Annotated in this window: 14 protein-coding genes; 2 read left to right on the forward strand and 12 right to left on the reverse strand. The window is 52.3% G+C overall.

The window, feature by feature from the left end; all coding sequences use genetic code 11:
- The first annotated feature begins 76 nt into the window (after window positions 1–76).
- Window positions 77–745, forward strand: coding sequence for a LuxR C-terminal-related transcriptional regulator (locus tag GMA8713_RS13535; protein WP_062710692.1), 669 nt, complete (start codon window positions 77–79; stop codon window positions 743–745).
- Between the two features lie 10 nt (window positions 746–755).
- On the opposite strand, the gene GMA8713_RS13540 is transcribed toward GMA8713_RS13535, so the two are convergent.
- From GMA8713_RS13540 to pedF, 12 genes are all read right to left on the reverse strand, one after another.
- A complete protein-coding gene (locus tag GMA8713_RS13540; protein ID WP_062710707.1) occupies window positions 756–2,786 on the reverse strand; it encodes an insulinase family protein in 2,031 nt (676 codons plus the stop codon).
- A 32-nt stretch (window positions 2,787–2,818) separates the two neighbouring features.
- Entirely contained in the window at window positions 2,819–3,949 is a 1,131-nt protein-coding gene (gene pqqE / locus GMA8713_RS13545; RefSeq protein ID WP_062710709.1) for a pyrroloquinoline quinone biosynthesis protein PqqE, read from the reverse strand.
- Window positions 3,921–4,187, reverse strand: a complete 267-nt coding sequence (gene pqqD / locus GMA8713_RS13550) for a pyrroloquinoline quinone biosynthesis peptide chaperone PqqD (protein ID WP_062710712.1) — start codon at window positions 4,185–4,187, stop codon at window positions 3,921–3,923. The genes pqqE and pqqD overlap by 29 nt, the downstream gene beginning before the upstream one ends.
- Before the next feature lie 37 nt (window positions 4,188–4,224).
- Window positions 4,225–4,983: a pyrroloquinoline-quinone synthase PqqC gene (gene pqqC / locus GMA8713_RS13555; protein ID WP_062710715.1), complete on the reverse strand. Its 759-nt coding sequence runs from the start codon at window positions 4,981–4,983 to the stop codon at window positions 4,225–4,227.
- A 14-nt stretch (window positions 4,984–4,997) separates the two neighbouring features.
- A complete protein-coding gene (gene pqqB / locus GMA8713_RS13560; protein ID WP_062710718.1) occupies window positions 4,998–5,915 on the reverse strand; it encodes a pyrroloquinoline quinone biosynthesis protein PqqB in 918 nt (305 codons plus the stop codon).
- A 102-nt stretch (window positions 5,916–6,017) separates the two neighbouring features.
- A complete protein-coding gene (gene pqqA / locus GMA8713_RS28595; RefSeq protein ID WP_081796241.1) occupies window positions 6,018–6,089 on the reverse strand; it encodes a pyrroloquinoline quinone precursor peptide PqqA in 72 nt (23 codons plus the stop codon).
- A 132-nt stretch (window positions 6,090–6,221) separates the two neighbouring features.
- Window positions 6,222–8,354, reverse strand: coding sequence for a NosR/NirI family protein (locus GMA8713_RS13565; protein WP_062710720.1), 2,133 nt, complete (start codon window positions 8,352–8,354; stop codon window positions 6,222–6,224).
- A 216-nt stretch (window positions 8,355–8,570) separates the two neighbouring features.
- Complete coding sequence (gene exaC, locus GMA8713_RS13570) at window positions 8,571–10,079, reverse strand: acetaldehyde dehydrogenase ExaC (protein ID WP_062710723.1); 1,509 nt, start codon at window positions 10,077–10,079, stop codon at window positions 8,571–8,573.
- 202 nt (window positions 10,080–10,281) lie between these two features.
- On the reverse strand, window positions 10,282–10,920 hold the full coding sequence (locus GMA8713_RS13575) for an MOSC domain-containing protein (RefSeq protein WP_062710726.1): 639 nt from the start codon (window positions 10,918–10,920) through the stop codon (window positions 10,282–10,284).
- Between the two features lie 63 nt (window positions 10,921–10,983).
- Window positions 10,984–12,741: a PQQ-dependent methanol/ethanol family dehydrogenase gene (locus GMA8713_RS13580; RefSeq protein WP_062710729.1), complete on the reverse strand. Its 1,758-nt coding sequence runs from the start codon at window positions 12,739–12,741 to the stop codon at window positions 10,984–10,986.
- A 117-nt stretch (window positions 12,742–12,858) separates the two neighbouring features.
- Window positions 12,859–13,806, reverse strand: coding sequence for a substrate-binding periplasmic protein (locus GMA8713_RS13585; protein ID WP_062710732.1), 948 nt, complete (start codon window positions 13,804–13,806; stop codon window positions 12,859–12,861).
- 15 nt (window positions 13,807–13,821) lie between these two features.
- Window positions 13,822–14,274 carry a cytochrome c-550 PedF gene (pedF, locus tag GMA8713_RS13590; RefSeq protein WP_062710735.1) on the reverse strand — a complete coding sequence of 151 codons (453 nt, stop codon included), beginning with the start codon at window positions 14,272–14,274 and terminating at the stop codon, window positions 13,822–13,824.
- A gap of 192 nt (window positions 14,275–14,466) precedes the next feature.
- Between pedF and GMA8713_RS13595 the strand changes: the two genes are divergently transcribed.
- Window positions 14,467–15,654, forward strand: a complete 1,188-nt coding sequence (locus tag GMA8713_RS13595; protein WP_084387731.1) for an ABC transporter substrate-binding protein — start codon at window positions 14,467–14,469, stop codon at window positions 15,652–15,654.
- The last annotated feature ends 1 nt before the right edge of the window (window position 15,655 follow it).

Genomic DNA, 15,655 nt, shown 5'->3' on the forward strand with positions numbered 1-15,655 from the left:
TGACTCCTCATCGGGTCATTTTTGATGTGACACGCGTCGGGATGGCGGTGTTTGCAGTATTAAAAAGGATTGAATCATGTACAAATTTCTCGTTGCAGACGACCACCCGCTGTTTCGTGACGCATTGATTGCGGTGATACGTGGGCGTTTCGAAGAGTGTGACATTCTGCAGTCGGAAGACATTGAACGTACACTGGATGTAGCTGAGAAAAATCCGGACCTTGACCTTATCCTTCTTGATCTGAATATGCCCGGTATGGCGGGACTCAAAGGGTTACTTGAGCTTCGAAACCAGCACCCCACTATCCCCGTCGCCATTATCTCTGCCGAAACCAACAAACAGATTATCCTGCAAACCATCGCCTATGGCGCGGTGGGCTTTATCGCCAAGAGTGCACCGCGTGAAAAGATGCGAGAAGCGTTCGAACAAATTCTGGATGGGCACGTTTATTTGCCTGCTGATATCATCCGTGCGGAAGGGGAAAGTGAAAACTCTCACCGCCGAAAAGAAGACCCTCAATTTTCATCGGAAATGCTCCATACACTGACACGCCGCCAATTACTGGTCCTAAAGTCTATGGCGCAGGGTGCAGCCAATAAACAGATTGCCTACGATCTGAATATATCGGAAACCACAGTGAAGTCACACGTATCTGCGATATTAAAAAAGCTTGGCGTTCACAATCGTATTCAGGCAGTGGTGGGGGTCACCAATATCGATTTTGACCGCTATCTGAAGCGATGATATTCAGGTATCAGTGTACGGTAGGATGTTTGAGCGCAGCCAATACACTGGTGGCGAGGTGTGTCAGACTGGCAGGGGTGACTGTGCTGAAATCTACTGCCGTTGACTGCCCTACCGTTTCCAGCAACGCGGTGTGGAAACGGGCATGGGATTTCCGGTAACGCGCAGACACCAAACCCAAGCCCCCCTGACAACGCTTTTCCAGATCCTCCCATTCCAAAGGCTCTGTCAGTCCTTCTATTGCGTTTAGCAAAGCGATAAAGCTGACGCTGGGGTCACTGTCTGCCACTGTGTCGAACGCGAGTTCATAGGTCATCAAATCAATCGACACCCCAAAGCTGTAACAACGTCCGCCAAGGCGACGTTTTTTCACCATGTCGCTCGCCATCACTGCCTGACCAAAGGTCGCGATGTCGCCTGCTTCCAAGGAGTGGGGAAACGAGAGCGTCACATGCATCGCTCCTTCTTCGTCTTTATGGCTGGCCATGATACTGCCAGCACGAAAGACCGGTGTACTTTGTGTGACGTAAAATTCTATGCCATTTCGGGTGTACTGCCATTCGCCGTCCAGCACATTGATTTCATCGGCACTCAGGTGATGGTGCCAGAAATTTCGTAGGACTCCGGCCTGTTCGAGGGATAGATCCACAGTGTACCCCAGCACTAAAGCGTTGGCACAATGCCATTCTCCCATGCTACCCAGTACGGGTTTTCCCTGCATCCATGCCCAACGTAATGTACGTTGTTGACAGAGGATCAGCCAGCGCTCCAGCGACGCTTTGGTTTCCTCATCCCGTGCATTACAGCGACATAGGATTGCCATACGTGTAAGTGATTTACAAGGAGAAAGCCACTCTGCATTGGCAATCGATGACGTCGTATCTTCGAGCAACGGCTCACTGACATCGCCTTTCAGGAAAGAGGGGGCAAACGGGGTCACTGAAAAATCATGGTAAAGCCGCTGAAGACCATCGCCCCAACGCCTGGCCATATCCCGACCTTGCTGGAGCGAGAAGTAGCCGAATTGCCAACTAACACGCCGTGAAGGCATGCGCCTTGCCACCTCCTCAACATGGCGGTACAGAGCGTCTAGATCGGCGTTGGAATCCAACTGAAAGCGCAAAGTAGGCACCGGCTGAAAGTCGGTAATAAGTGGCAAAAGTGTGGCACCATGCACTTTCATCATCTGCTGATTTCTCAGCGAACAAAGCGTGGGATAAAGCGCCGCCGCCCAATGTGGTGAGTAAGATAAAGTTTCGATAGTCGAGTCTTTGTCCGGGGCGATGTCAGCCAGCAATGAAAGCCCAGGCACTTCCGTCGGCAGCGGTTTTCCAACATTACTAAGGGATTGGGAAATTTGTCGCCAAAACGCCACCATGGGCCAATTTCCAGATGTGAGGATCACCATTGATTCCGGCCGATAGTAATGATTGTGATAACGCCTAAGATCATTGATATCAAGTAGTGGCACAGTCTCGGGCATGCCGCCATAAAGCGGTGCACGGGGCTCACTCCTCACCGCCTGAGCAGTGGATTGCTGAAAACGCTCATAGCGCATGTATTCACCAAGCTCCCGGAACAGCGCACCATCGTGGCCACTTTCTTCTTCCCGCACAATTTCATCGTCAAAATCATCGTCGGCAAGCTGCGGAGACAATACGGCGTCCGCCATGAATCCAATGCCACGCAGCACAGAATGGGGGTCGTATCCGGTAAGGTGAAAACGGGTGCTTTCTTTCTGGGTGGTGGCGTTAAATTCGAGCAAGGCCAGTTCTGCACGCAGGGTGAGAAAGGTGTCCGGTTCGGGATAGCGGGCTGAACCACGGAGCACCATATGTTCCAGCGCGTGAGTGATTCCGCTGTCATCGTCGGCAGGGGTGGGAAACACAATCGCTGCGCTTAACCTGTCCTCTTCTGATACTGCGTGATGCCAGTGCATGGCACCGCTGACATGACGATATCCAACCCAGCCTGTTTCCAGTTGCTGTTCATCTGGCGGTAACAGCAGCCAGTCTGGCGCAGTGGGATGCGGTTTCGCCATTGCAGTTCCTCACTCTTGTGGCTCACCAAGCCTCAGGGTTTGACGGACAGAATTATCTGGCTGTTCTTCACGGTTCTCGCTAACGCTGCACTGTGGCAGCCCTGATTGGCTTTCGCCACCGCCTCTTCAATCACATGATGATGCGGTGATTTGCTGCATACCGGATCAGCGTTCGCCGGATCGCCAGTCAAAAGCATCGCCTGACAGCGACAGCCACCGAAGTCATTTTCCTTCTCATTACAGCTTCGGCAAGGTTCCCGCATCCAGTCAAATCCTCGGAAGTGATTAAAGCTCTCCGACTCCTGCCAGATGTATGAAAGTGAGTGTTCCTTCACGTTTGGATGGGGTAAATCGAGCATCGCTGCACTGTGGCAAGGCAGGGCTTTACCGTCTGGCGCAATGTTGAGGAAAATGTTCCCCCAGCCACTCATGCAGGGCTTGGGACGGGATTCATGATAATCCGGCGTGACAAAGATGAATTTGGGCCCGATGCCTTGTTGGCTGTAACGAATCGCGTTCACCTTGGCTTCGGCTTCTTCAATTTGGGATTGGGATGGCAGCAGCGCATCGCGGTTATGCAGCGCCCAGCCATAATATTGCGAGGTGGCCAGCTCAACGAAGTCCGCTTCAAGCTCAATCGCAAGCGCCATAATCGCTTCAATCGATTCAATGTTCTGGCGGGTGATCACCACGTTCATTACCATGGGAAAACCGTTGTCTTTGACGGCTTTGAACATGGATTTTTTGTGCTCGAAAGCGTGACGCTTTCCGGCTATCGCATCGCTTAAATCCGGGTCGGCCGACTGAAAACTGATTTGGATATGATCGAGCCCTGCTTCTTTCAGCGCCAGAATCCGCTTTTCATTGAGTCCGACCGCAGAGGTAATCAGATTGGTGTAATAACCCAGCCCTTTGGCGTGGGCGACCAATTGTTCCAGATCTTTGCGCATCAAAGGTTCGCCACCGGAAAAGCCAAGCTGCACCGCACCCAGATCCCGACCTTCTTTCAGCACGCGGAACCAGTCATCTGTAGACAACTCGTCGTCAGGATCGCCAAGGTTTAACGGGTTGGCGCAATAGGCACAATGAAGCGGACAGCGATACGTCAGCTCTGCCAATAGCCAAAGTGGCGGATTAACAGGCTTCGAGCCACTTTTTGTCACAGGCGACCTCCACAAACTCGTTTACATCATCTGCCAGATCGACACCGGGGAATTTGTCTTCCAGCCTTGAAATCACTGTTTCTACTGAGCTTGGCGCATCAAATTGCATCAGGATCTCTGCGGCGCTTTCGCTCAGTTTCACCATCCCTTCCGGGTAGAGCAGTACGTGGCAGTCCTGTGCTGTCTCAAACTGCATCCGGAACATGCTGTTACGCTGATAGACGGTATCACTGCTCATGTCGCCTCCCTGCTTTAGTGTCGTCTTCTTGTTTTAATTATCTGTCGAGCGCATGGTGCCAGACAGGTTTGTCGGTAATGCCAACATAAGGTGGACGCTCAAATTCGTATGCCATGCTGATGGCATCGAGCAGCGACCAAAGGATATCGAGTTTAAATTGCAGAATGTTCAGGGCCTGCTCCTGTTGCTCAGCCGTCTGGAAATGATCAAGCGTAATGGACAACCCATGCTCCACATCGCGACGCGCCTGGCTGAGACGCTGGCGGAAATAGGTGAGCCCTTCCGGGTCAATCCAGGCGTAGTGATTCGGCCACGAATCAAGGCGGGACTGGTGAATTTCCGGTGCGAACAGCTCGGTCAGTGATGAGCAGGCCGCTTCCTGCCAAGTCGCGCGACGGGCAAAGTTCACATACGCATCCACCGCAAAACGCACGCCCGGCAGCACCCATTTTTCATCCAGAACTTCTTGTCTATCCAGACCAACGGCTTCGGCCAAACGCAACCAGGCTTCAATGCCACCCCATTTGCAATCCAGACTCTTATGACCATCGTGGTCGAGAATGCGCTGCACCCACTCGCGGCGGATTTCCGGATCGCGGCAATTGGCCATAATGGCAGCGTCCTTCACTGGAATAGAGGTTTGGTAATAAAAGCGGTTTGCTACCCAGGCTCTAATTTGCGCTTTAGTGCACTTGCCTGAGTACATGGCCTGATGGAACGGATGGTGAATATGGTAGTACTGCCCTTTGGCGAGCAGTGCCTGTTGGAATTCATCACGTGTCATTGGCTCTGCCATGGCGCCTCCCTGAATCAAATCTCAATCGTCATGCCGTCGAAGGCAATTTCCACGCCGGCATCCAGCACCGCCTGATGCTGCGGCGAGTCAGGGTCCAGTATGGGGTTGGTATTATTGATATGGATAAGCACCTTGCGTGGCTTAGTAAAATCTTCCATCAGCGCCAGCATGCCGTCGTCGCCAGAGACTGAAAGGTGGCCCATTTCCGAACCCAGCGAGGTGCCAAGACCTTCGCGGATCATTTCATCGTCGGTCCAGAGCGTGCCGTCCATCATCACGCAATCAGCATCGCGCATGGCTGCCAGCACAGCATCTTCCGGTGCGCCTAGACCCGGTGCGTAAAAGAGAGTGGCGCCAGTGCGGGTATCGACAATCTTGAGACCAATATTGTCTCCCGGGCGCGGACGGTTGCGGTAGGGCGAAAATGGAGGCGCATTGGACGAAAGGGAAATCGGGTGGAACTCGAGGTTCGGCACGGAAGGAATGCACCAGCCTTCCGGAGAATGGATATCAACGGTGTGAGTTTGGTAACCACCTTCCCAATGTTTCATCATCGACAAAATCGGGTAGCTGGTACTGAGCTCTTCCGCCACTTCCGGTGTGCAGTATAGCTCTAGTGGTAAACCTTCGCGGAGGATCAGCAAGCCCGTGGTGTGGTCAATCTGTGCATCCGTGACCACCACTGCGCTAATGGCAGAGCCTCTTGCTCCATCCGCTTTCGCGAGTTGCGGCGACGCATTGATTTGTTGACGGATATCGGGGGAAGCATTAATCACCACCCACTGTTCGCCATCATCGCTCACGGCAATCGAAGATTGGGTACGGGGCTCAGCGCGACTGGTACCATTTCGTACCGACTGACACATGCGACAGTGACAATTCCACTGAGGAAACCCGCCTCCGGCGGCTGAACCTAGCACAACAATTTGCATCCATTCACCTCGTCGATTGTTGTCCTGTCGACAAACAGCAGGGAATTAAAAACGGGATGCCCCTCAGTCAATCTGTGAAGGTGCATCCCGTTTGTCAGCTACTTAGCGGTTACTGATGTAAAGTGTTACTTCAAAACCGAGTCTGAGTTCTGTGTAGCTAGGTTTCTTCCACATACTGTCGCTCCTTGTACCGATACTTCGAGGCTCAATCTTGCCTCCTGAATTAGCCTAAGCACAAGACGGGGATCTACCAATCCTACTTTGTGATGATTTCTCTCATCTAAGACACTGATTTCATATCTCTGATCAGTGTTGTTTGATGTTTTCCAAAGGGTCACAGATTGCGACATGAATAGCATCGCTAGACGTCCTCGTTTTACGCCTTCGTTTACCGTATTTATCAGCCACGCATCGGGTGTTGTCATTGATGATTGACAAGCAGGCAAAACACTGCACGCACTCGTTATAATCTATCGCGCCATCTTTATGGATAGCATTGATCCCACAGTGCTTTTCACAAAGCCGACAGGGGCTTCCACACTCCTTTCTTCGGGTCAGCCAACTGAAGATCCTGAGCCTTCCAAGCACTGCTAAACCCGCTCCAAGAGGACACAAATACCGACAGTAAGCCTTGTGGATTTTGGCGCTGATCAGCAGCAGTAAAACCGCATAAATGACAAAGGGGGCGCTGCGCTCAAACATCAGGGTGACAGCCGTTTTAAAGGGCTCAATTTCGGCCATGGTTTCAGCTAAAGAAAGACTGTAAAAGGACGTTCCCACCAGCCCCAAAAGCACGCCATATTTCAGGTAAATCAATCGGCTATGAAGCACGTCATCGACCTTCCATTGCCGGATACGAAGCTTCTCAGCCGCCGCTGCGACCAGCTCCTGCATGGCGCCAAACGGGCATAGCCAGCCACAGAAAAGTCCCCTTCCCCATAGAAAAAGGCTGATAAACACGTAACTCCAGAGAATAAACAGCATGGGATCGAGCAAAAAGACTTGGATATCAAACCCTTGCCATAGCGATAACAGCAAGGTGTAGATGTTCACCACCGACAATTGCCCCTGGGTATAAAAGCCAATAAAAAGAACGATAAAACAGAGAGATACCAATCTTACCGGCGTCAAATATTGGCCGAATCTTGCCAGCCTGTGCTGAAAGACAAATGCCCCCGTAAGCAACACCAAATACGCAGCTAACACGCTGATTTCTAGCGTTCTATCCAGCCAGATACGTTGCCAGAATGGCAAAGGCGGCCTCTCCGGAGGATCAACTGGGGTTTGCACCGATTTGGGGAGTGAATAATCGGTGGAAACGGCGATTGTTTCCGATTCCAGAAAATTCTTTTTCACCTGAACTTTGATTCCAACGGTGATCGGAAGCGAAGGATCGAAGCCGCTTTGCTCTGAAAAGGTAAAAATATGGATGCGCTCGAATGGTGTCAGCGCAACGGAAAACGCAGGAGGTTGTGCATGGTACAAATCCGCATCCCGAAGGGCGAGCGGGCTGGCTTCCTGCTTCAAAGTCAGGCGCTGGGGAATGGTGCCCGCCACGAAATCTTCCGCCACATGATGATAGCCACCGCGAGAGCCCACCAGCACTGCCACTTCACCCGGCTCCAGTGTTGCCATAATACGGGCGTATTCCTCCTCCCCCAGCAGATTTTTTCCTATCAGCGGAGGGTTCAGAACTGCAAAGGTAAAATCCAAAAATGGCGCATCTTCATCTGCGTTATCTTCTCTCGCCTCGGCAATTCTGCCCGGTGAGGTGTTAAGGACAACCTCAGCCTCTTCACTCCCCATTTGCCATTGGAACAGCAGGCCTTCGCTTCGCAGTTCTTCTAGGGCTTTCGGGTGATAGCTTTCCGTGTTCAACATCGCCTGAGTCGCTGAGCCGAACCCGGAAAGCCGCGACTGCGCCACTTTCCTTGCCGCTGCGATGATGGTGTCATGCACTACCATCACTGACACGGTCGCCTTGGTTACACCGTCAAAGTAGGCGATGTCATCGCTCGCGATACGTTGTTGGTCGCTGCCTACCAGCACCTGTTGCTTCAACGACAATCCCTGATATTGGCTGATAAAATCAATCAGCGGCTTTTCGCCAAGGCCATGCAGGAATATCGGTTCGTGGTGACCGAGCAATAGCAGCCCCACAATACGCCCTTCGGTATCCAGCCCTACGCGCAAATTAATGGTATCGCCGGAAAAGCCTGGGAAATTGGTGAGATTATCGGTTTCGAAGACATAACCGATAGGCTGGTCGAGCTGATAGATTTCGGTGACGGGCAACGCATCTTCCGAGGCTTTCATCCGGGTCGCGCTCGGAAATAACGACGCTGCTTCCTCGCTCACTTCCAGCCAAGGGGAAGCTATCGAGAGGAAGGGTAATAGCATGAGAAGCAGCCACAAAACCAGAGCACTGCGCCAACGCATGGTACACCTCTATGCTCAAGCGCCAGAAAGCGCATGAGAACAACGGTCCTTTGAAAGAAAAAAGCGGAGCAAATGCCCCGCAAAAGCTCTCGCCTCAGGCAGCACCGGGAGGAAGGCTGCCCTCGGACAAGCGGATATCGAACAAACGGACTTAGACAAAGTACGTGTTGCTGCTTTTAGCTTTCACCTCCGGCCGCAACACGCCCTTAGACTTGCTTAGAAGAAACCCAATGGGTTGATGTCGTAGCTCACCAGCAGGTTCTTGGTTTGCTGGTAATGGTCGAGCATCATCTTATGGGTTTCGCGGCCGATACCGGATTTCTTGTAGCCACCGAATGCAGCATGCGCTGGGTAGAGGTGGTAACAGTTAGTCCAGACACGACCCGCTTCAATCGCGCGACCAACGCGATAAGCACGGTTGATGTCTCGGGTCCACAGGCCGGCACCTAAGCCGTATTCTGTGTCGTTGGCAATGGCCAGCGCTTCCGCTTCATCTTTGAAGGTCACCACGCTCACAACCGGACCGAAGATCTCTTCCTGGAATACACGCATGTGGTTTTCGCCTTTCAGGATGGTTGGCTGGATGTAGTAACCACCGCCGAAGTCAGCCGCGTCACCACCAATCAACACTTCAGCACCTTCCGCACGGCCAATGTCGAAGTAGCCTTTGATTTTCTCGAACTGCTCATTCGATGCCTGCGCACCCACCTGAGTTTCAGTATCCAGCGGGTTACCGTGTTTGATGGCTTTCGCGCGCTCAATGACTTTGGCAATAAAGTCTTCGTAGATGCTTTCCTGAACCAGAAGGCGTGAAGGACAAGTACACACTTCGCCTTGGTTGAAGAAGGCCAGCACACAACCTTCTACGGCTTTGCTGATGAACTCATCTTCTTGCTGCATCACGTCTTCGAAGTAGATGTTTGGCGACTTGCCGCCCAGCTCAACGGTGGATGGGATCAGGTTGTCAGCGGCGCAGCGCAGTACGTGGTTACCAATCGCGGTTGAACCAGTGAATGCGATTTTTGCAATGCGATCCGAAGTGGCCAGTGCCTGACCAGCTTCTGGGCCCATACCATTGACGACATTCAGTACGCCCGGTGGCAGCAGATCGCCGATGATTTCCATCAATAGAAGAATGGTGGTTGGGGTTTGCTCAGCAGGTTTCAGAACAATGCAGTTACCTGCAGCCAGTGCCGGTGCGAGTTTCCACGCAGCCATCAGCAGTGGGAAGTTCCATGGAATGATTTGACCGACTACACCAAGTGGCTCATGGATATGGTAGGCCACGGTATTGGAGTCAATTTCAGCCGCAGAGCCCTCTTGTGCCCTAATCGCGCCGGCGAAGTAGCGGAAATGGTCGACACAAAGCGGAATGTCAGCGGCAAGGGTTTCTCGCACTGCTTTGCCGTTCTCCCAGGTTTCTGCCACGGCCAGATATTCGATGTTCGCTTCGATGCGGTCAGCGATTTTAAGTAGGATGTTGGAGCGCTCTGTAACCGAAGTTGCCCCCCAGCTTGCTTTTGCAGCGTGTGCAGCATCAAGCGCGAGCTCGATGTCTTCTGAGGTTGAACGCGGGATTTCAGCGATGGGATCGCCCGTGCAAGGCGAGGTGTCCGTGAAGTACTGTCCCTTCGTTGGCGGAACCCAATCACCACCGATGTAGTTAGCATAACGCGCCTTAAAGTTAACGACGGCTCCGTCGGTATTTGGTTTTGCGTAAATCATTATCCACCCCTGTTTTGGCGAAATTCCCTTTGTCTTCCCTGACGAGCCGAAAAACGGAGTCAGGCGTTGTAGTAGTATCAGTATGGAATGATCACCAAATCTCTCCATCGCTCCTTGGTTGGCAAAATCTCATACTTTGGAGGGAGGCGATGAGAAGGATAATGTTGCATTATGAATAAATAGGCAGGTTCTGCGCCCTTGATTACCAGTCAAACCGCCATTGGGTGGAGAGTCCAGGGATGTCCAACCGACCGGCGACTTGCTGTTTTCTAGCGCGAAGTTCCAACCAATGCGTCCAGACGTCTTCAACTGGCCAAGCATTTTCCGCCCTGCTTTCAAGTATGAACCTGTCTCCTGCGCTCACCTGTCCTGTTTCTAGTACACGGTAATACCAACCTGTACGTTTTAGGGAGACCAGTAGTGCCATCATATGTCCATTACCAATGTGTTGGTTAAGTTTCCAGCAGGGCATGCGGGGCTGACTAACCTGAATAAGGGCGGTGCCGATGAGATAGCAATCGCCGATATGTACGGTGTCATCCGTCATTCCTGAAGACGAAAAATTCTCGCCAACACAGGGGGATGAAAAACGCTCCGTAAGGTGCGGCAGGGCTTCAGTGAGGGTTTCATACGTTTCAGAAGGGAATTGGTAAATCGCTTTTTCCGGACCACCATGCACACGGCTATCCGCCACAAAATCACCGAGCAACCCCATTTCAGTTATCTCGACACTGCCTTCGGTTTTAAGCTTTTTGATACCTGTAGCAGTCTTGTTTGGGCCAATCTCAGAACGCGTCGCAATCGCGACTGAAAGCAATTCCATTGATGCCGTCGTATCCATACTTACCTCCAGATACAAGAATGCCGGACACACAGCCCGGCAATGATTTAAACAATAAAAATCTTAGCTTTTCGGCAGCTTAAAGGTCCAAACCATACCGCCTTGGTTAAAGTCTTTGACGCGTTTTGCCACATCACCACCCCAAAGTGGTACTGCGCCACCCCAGCCTGACAGAACGGAAACATACTGCTCACCGTCCATTTCCCAGGTCACAGGGCTACCCACGATGCCCGAACCGGTGTTGAACTTGTAAAGCAACTCACCCGTCTTGTCATCGAACGCCATCAGATAGCCTTCCGGGTTCCCGGTAAACACCAGACCACCTGCCGTTGTCATGACACCGCCCCACAGTGGCGCATAGTTTTTGTATTCCCAGACACGCTCACCAGTCTTCGGATCGTATGCGCGCAGTGCGCCGATGTACTCGTCATTCAGCGTTTTGATGGTGAAACCTGCACCGAGGTAAGCCGCACCTTTTTTGTAGGCAACAGGCTCATTCCAGATATCCATTTTCCATTCATTGGCAGGCACATAGAACAGGCCGGTATCCGGACTGTAAGCCATTGGCATCCAGTTTTTACCGCCGAGGAAGGAAGGCACAGCTTCCACGGTTTTGCCCTGCTTCTCGCCAGATGGGTTGCCCGGGCGGTTGTCTTTGACATAAAGCGGACGGCCTTTGTCATCAAGCCCCGTCGCCCAGCTGATTTCATTCACAAACGGGAAGCCACGGATGAAATCACCGTTGGTGCGGTTCAGAACATAGAAGAAGCCGTTACGGTCAGCGGTTGCAGCCGCTTTCACTTTCTTGCCGTTCTCGGTGTAGTCAAACGCAATCAGTTCATTAACACCATCGAAGTCCCAGCCATCATGCGGCGTGGTCTGGAAGTGCCAGACAATTTTGCCATCATCCGGGTCAATCGCGAGACGTGAAGAAGAGAAGAGGTTGTCGCCGGGACGCATATGAGAGTTCCAAGGCGCAGGGTTACCCGTACCGAAGAATAAAAGGTCAGTATCGGCATCATAAGTACCGCCTAGCCAAGGTGCTGCGCCGCCGCTTTTCCAGAGGTCTGCTGGCCAGGTTTTACCCGGTGCACCGCCCGAGATCCCGTTTTCGGTTTTCTTACCGTCTTTCCAGACGTAGCCCATGTGGCCCTCGACGGTTGGGCGTTCCCAGACCAACTTACCGGTTTTTGCGTCATAGGCTCTAACCTTACCAACAATACCAAACTCACCACCTGATACACCGGTGATCACTTTACCTTTTACAATGATTGGTGCTGCAGTGATGGAATAGCCATCTTGATAATTATCAACGGTTTTCTTCCAACGGGTTTTACCGGTTTTCGCATCCAGCGCAACCAACTTGGCGTCTAGGGTGCCGAAGATAACCAGGTCGTCGTAAAGCGCGACACCACGGTTAATTACGTCACAACAGGGCATGATGCCATCTGGCAGACGTGCGTCGTATTGCCACAGCTCTTCACCGGTTTTCGCATCAATCGCGAACACGCGGGAATAGGAGCCCGTGATATACATAACGCCGTCTTTCACCATGGGCTGGCTTTCCTGACCACGCTGTTTTTCCCCACCGAGCGAGAAGGCCCACACAGGACGGATTTCTTTGACCGTCTCGCGGTTGATGGTGTCCATTGGGCTGTAGCGCTGACCACGAAGCCCAAGACCATAAGTCACCACGTCCTCTATGGTCTCCTGATCGGCGAGGATGTCTTTGTCCGTGACACCCGCGAAAACGGGCGAAGCCGTCATCGCGAGCGAGAGTGCGGCATAGAGTCCGCAACGTTTAAATGACTTAATTGTCATAGGGATACCTCATTGTTGGCTGAATTCTTAGGGTCTGTCGTTTTAGTCGTGCCTGTCCTGCCCCCGCATCGCCATGAGGGAGAGTTCGGTTCGCGAGAGATAACAGGCTGTTTGGAATTACGGTGTTTGTGCGATAGCCCCTTCATCGGCGACATCGGGCTCTGGACGGAAACGCTCAGGGAGTTGGTAATCCACCCCGAATCGTTCACCCCAGCGGACAAAGTCGCCGTTATTGATATGGGTCATCACGATATCTTCCAGTGCGTAGGCCAATTGACGGTAGTTCGAATGCACCGCAATGCCGAGCTCCCATTCGCTGCGCCCCAGAAGTGGGAACGCAAGTTCGGTGAGTTGCTCGTTGGCTTGCGGCTTTTTGTTGTTGTGATGCAGCCATTCCAGCTGCGAAGCAGTACCCATCACGATAGAAACTTCACCATCGTTGAGCGCCTGAAAGGCTTCCGGCGTAGAGGAGTAAGTGCGGCTTTTTTCGCGCAAACGTCCGCCATAGGCTGTGGTCACGAAGAACTGGGGAACCGTGTCCACTTCAACGCCCACCGGGTGATACATAAAACGGGCGGCGGTTTGTGGTCTATCAAGCTTGGACGCATCGTAAGCCATCAGCCAACGGTCTTGCTGATATGGCGCGAACATATGTACGAGTTCATGGGCTGGGAGGCCAATATCATCACGTTTCATCGCAAATTCGCGGTCGTACGGCACTCGCAACATGACGTCTGCTTTCACGCGCTGGCCGTCCTCACTGGTGAGGTTCATCCCTTTCCAAAGGTAATTACGCATATCGTCTTCGACCGTTTCATCTGGTGTCATCCAGCGAAGATCGAGATCGACATCCAGCCCCTTGGCAAGCGCCTTGGCAAGCTCCACATCAATACCCGCCGGATTTCCATTCTCATCCTTGAACGAGTACGGCGGGAAATCGTTGTAGACCGCAATGGCAATCACGCCACGGGTCTGAATATCATCGTAGGAAAGCGCTAGGGATGGCGTAGACAGCGCCATGCTCAGCAGCAAGCAAAGTGTCCGAATGGCAGTGACCAGCTTCATCCCGACGCCCTCCTGTTAACCGTTATCCGGCGCGACAGACTCCAACCAGGTGCGGATAGCCCACAGTGCTTCCTGATTGAGGTGTTCTGTCATTTTCGGCATATAGACCGCACCATTGCGTACTGCACCGTTTTGCACTCGGTAGACATACCACTCGTCACCATCATAGTCCGGTGCAAGCATGCGTAAATCTGGCGCAATCCCGCCTGAAATCCCCTCAAGACCATGGCATCGTGCGCAATTCTGGTTGTAGGCTGACGCGCCAAGACGTTCGACTTCCACCTTCACATCACCATCAAGCTCACGGTAAGGGTTGGTCTCAGACCACTCTTGTCCAAGCGTGGGAATGGTGGAGGTATCAATGGATTGTGGGGTGACATCGCCATGGGCAAATGCCAGTTGAGTACTCAGCACAGTGACCAGTGCCACCGCCGTGAAAATACAAATGTTGCGTTCAACCTTTTCCATGTCTCTCGACTCCTTAATTTGTCGGCAATGAAAAAAGTGTAGGAGGGACGAGAGTTTGGGAACATGGTACAAAAGCGGGGATATCCCTCATTCTTTGGGAGGATTTTTTTAAAAGTCTCGTTCTTGTTTTTGGCAAATATGCCACCGCTGCTTACAGTAAAAAACGTATGCGGCCACGGAGCAGTATTAGCGATGGACAAAGCAACAAGACAATTTAAAACAAAGCATTACACCAGAATCCTACTAGCGCTAGTCGGCTGGCTGACTTTCTCTTCCTACGCATCAGTCCAGGTGGATATAGGGGTATTAAGAGTACCTGTTGAAACCAGCACTGCTGTTCCTGAGTACCTTGCTGAGCCGGAAAACAATGGAGAAGCAGGGGTTGAACTTGCCGTGAGTGATGCCAACGGCACAGGAAAATTTCTGGGGCAAAATTATACATTTCGAGCGGAGACCAACGACGATATCACAGCACTCAATACCACCGCGAAAGCCTGGTATGACGAAGGGGTACGATACTTCCTTGTCGATCTCGATACGCCTTTTTTGCAAGTACTGCGCAAAGCCCTCCCAGACGACGCGCTGCTGTTCAATATCGGCAATCAGGACGATGCATTAAGACGCAGCGTTTGCTTGCCTAACATCCTGCATACCGCGCTCAGTTACACAATGCGTGCTGATGCACTGGGACAATGGATGCGGGCAAGACGCCTGAACGATGTCTTTTTGGTATCAGGCACCACTGCCGAAGACAACGCCTTCCTGACTGCGACCAAACAGACCCTGAAGAAATTCAACCAAAAGATCATTGAAGAGAAAGTCTGGAATTTTGATACCGATCTTCGCCGCACTGCATCGGCAGAGCTTCCCCTCTTTACGCAAGCCCGTGATTACGACTTGGTCTGGGTGATTGATGAAAGCAACCTGTTCGGTCAGCACCTGCCTTACAACACCTGGTTGCCCCGCCCGGTTGTCGGTACCCACGGTTTACGCGCAGATGGCTGGCATTACGTCATAGAGCAGTGGGGCTCGATTCAGCTTCAAAACCGCTTTACCAAACAATTCGACCGCCCCATGACCGCCAAAGACTACGCGGGATGGGTAGCTGTCCGCTCGATCAATGAAGCGGTGACCGTACTCAATAAAGGCGACATAGAAACCGTTTTGCCTTTCATCATGAGCGAAAAATTCCAACTTGCCGCTTACAAAGGCCGCAAGCTGACCTACCGACCATGGAACGGTCAACTCCGTCAAACCGTGCCTTTATTTGACTCGCAAGCGCTGGTGGCCAGCGCCCCCTTCGAGGGTTTCCTTCATCCCCGTAACGAGCTTGATTCGCTCGGTATCGATGAAGCGCAAAGTCAGTGCCGCCAGTTTTAAC

The organism is Grimontia marina (assembly GCF_900060185.1).
Taxonomy (GTDB): Bacteria; Pseudomonadota; Gammaproteobacteria; order Enterobacterales; family Vibrionaceae; genus Enterovibrio; species Enterovibrio marinus.

What these genes read in the sequence shown, in the direction of transcription:
- GMA8713_RS13565 (WP_062710720.1), bottom strand. Translation starts at nt 8,354, where the DNA reads ATGCGTTGGCGCAGTGCTCTGGTTTTGTGGCTGCTTCTCATGCTATTA.
- pqqC (WP_062710715.1), bottom strand. Translation starts at nt 4,983, where the DNA reads ATGGCAGAGCCAATGACACGTGATGAATTCCAACAGGCACTGCTCGCC.
- GMA8713_RS13535 (WP_062710692.1), top strand. Translation starts at nt 77, where the DNA reads ATGTACAAATTTCTCGTTGCAGACGACCACCCGCTGTTTCGTGACGCA.
- exaC (WP_062710723.1), bottom strand. Translation starts at nt 10,079, where the DNA reads ATGATTTACGCAAAACCAAATACCGACGGAGCCGTCGTTAACTTTAAG.
- pqqB (WP_062710718.1), bottom strand. Translation starts at nt 5,915, where the DNA reads ATGCAAATTGTTGTGCTAGGTTCAGCCGCCGGAGGCGGGTTTCCTCAG.
- pedF (WP_062710735.1), bottom strand. Translation starts at nt 14,274, where the DNA reads ATGGAAAAGGTTGAACGCAACATTTGTATTTTCACGGCGGTGGCACTG.
- GMA8713_RS13595 (WP_084387731.1), top strand. Translation starts at nt 14,467, where the DNA reads ATGGACAAAGCAACAAGACAATTTAAAACAAAGCATTACACCAGAATC.
- GMA8713_RS13540 (WP_062710707.1), bottom strand. Translation starts at nt 2,786, where the DNA reads ATGGCGAAACCGCATCCCACTGCGCCAGACTGGCTGCTGTTACCGCCA.
- GMA8713_RS13585 (WP_062710732.1), bottom strand. Translation starts at nt 13,806, where the DNA reads ATGAAGCTGGTCACTGCCATTCGGACACTTTGCTTGCTGCTGAGCATG.
- GMA8713_RS13580 (WP_062710729.1), bottom strand. Translation starts at nt 12,741, where the DNA reads ATGACAATTAAGTCATTTAAACGTTGCGGACTCTATGCCGCACTCTCG.
- pqqD (WP_062710712.1), bottom strand. Translation starts at nt 4,187, where the DNA reads ATGAGCAGTGATACCGTCTATCAGCGTAACAGCATGTTCCGGATGCAG.
- GMA8713_RS13575 (WP_062710726.1), bottom strand. Translation starts at nt 10,920, where the DNA reads ATGGATACGACGGCATCAATGGAATTGCTTTCAGTCGCGATTGCGACG.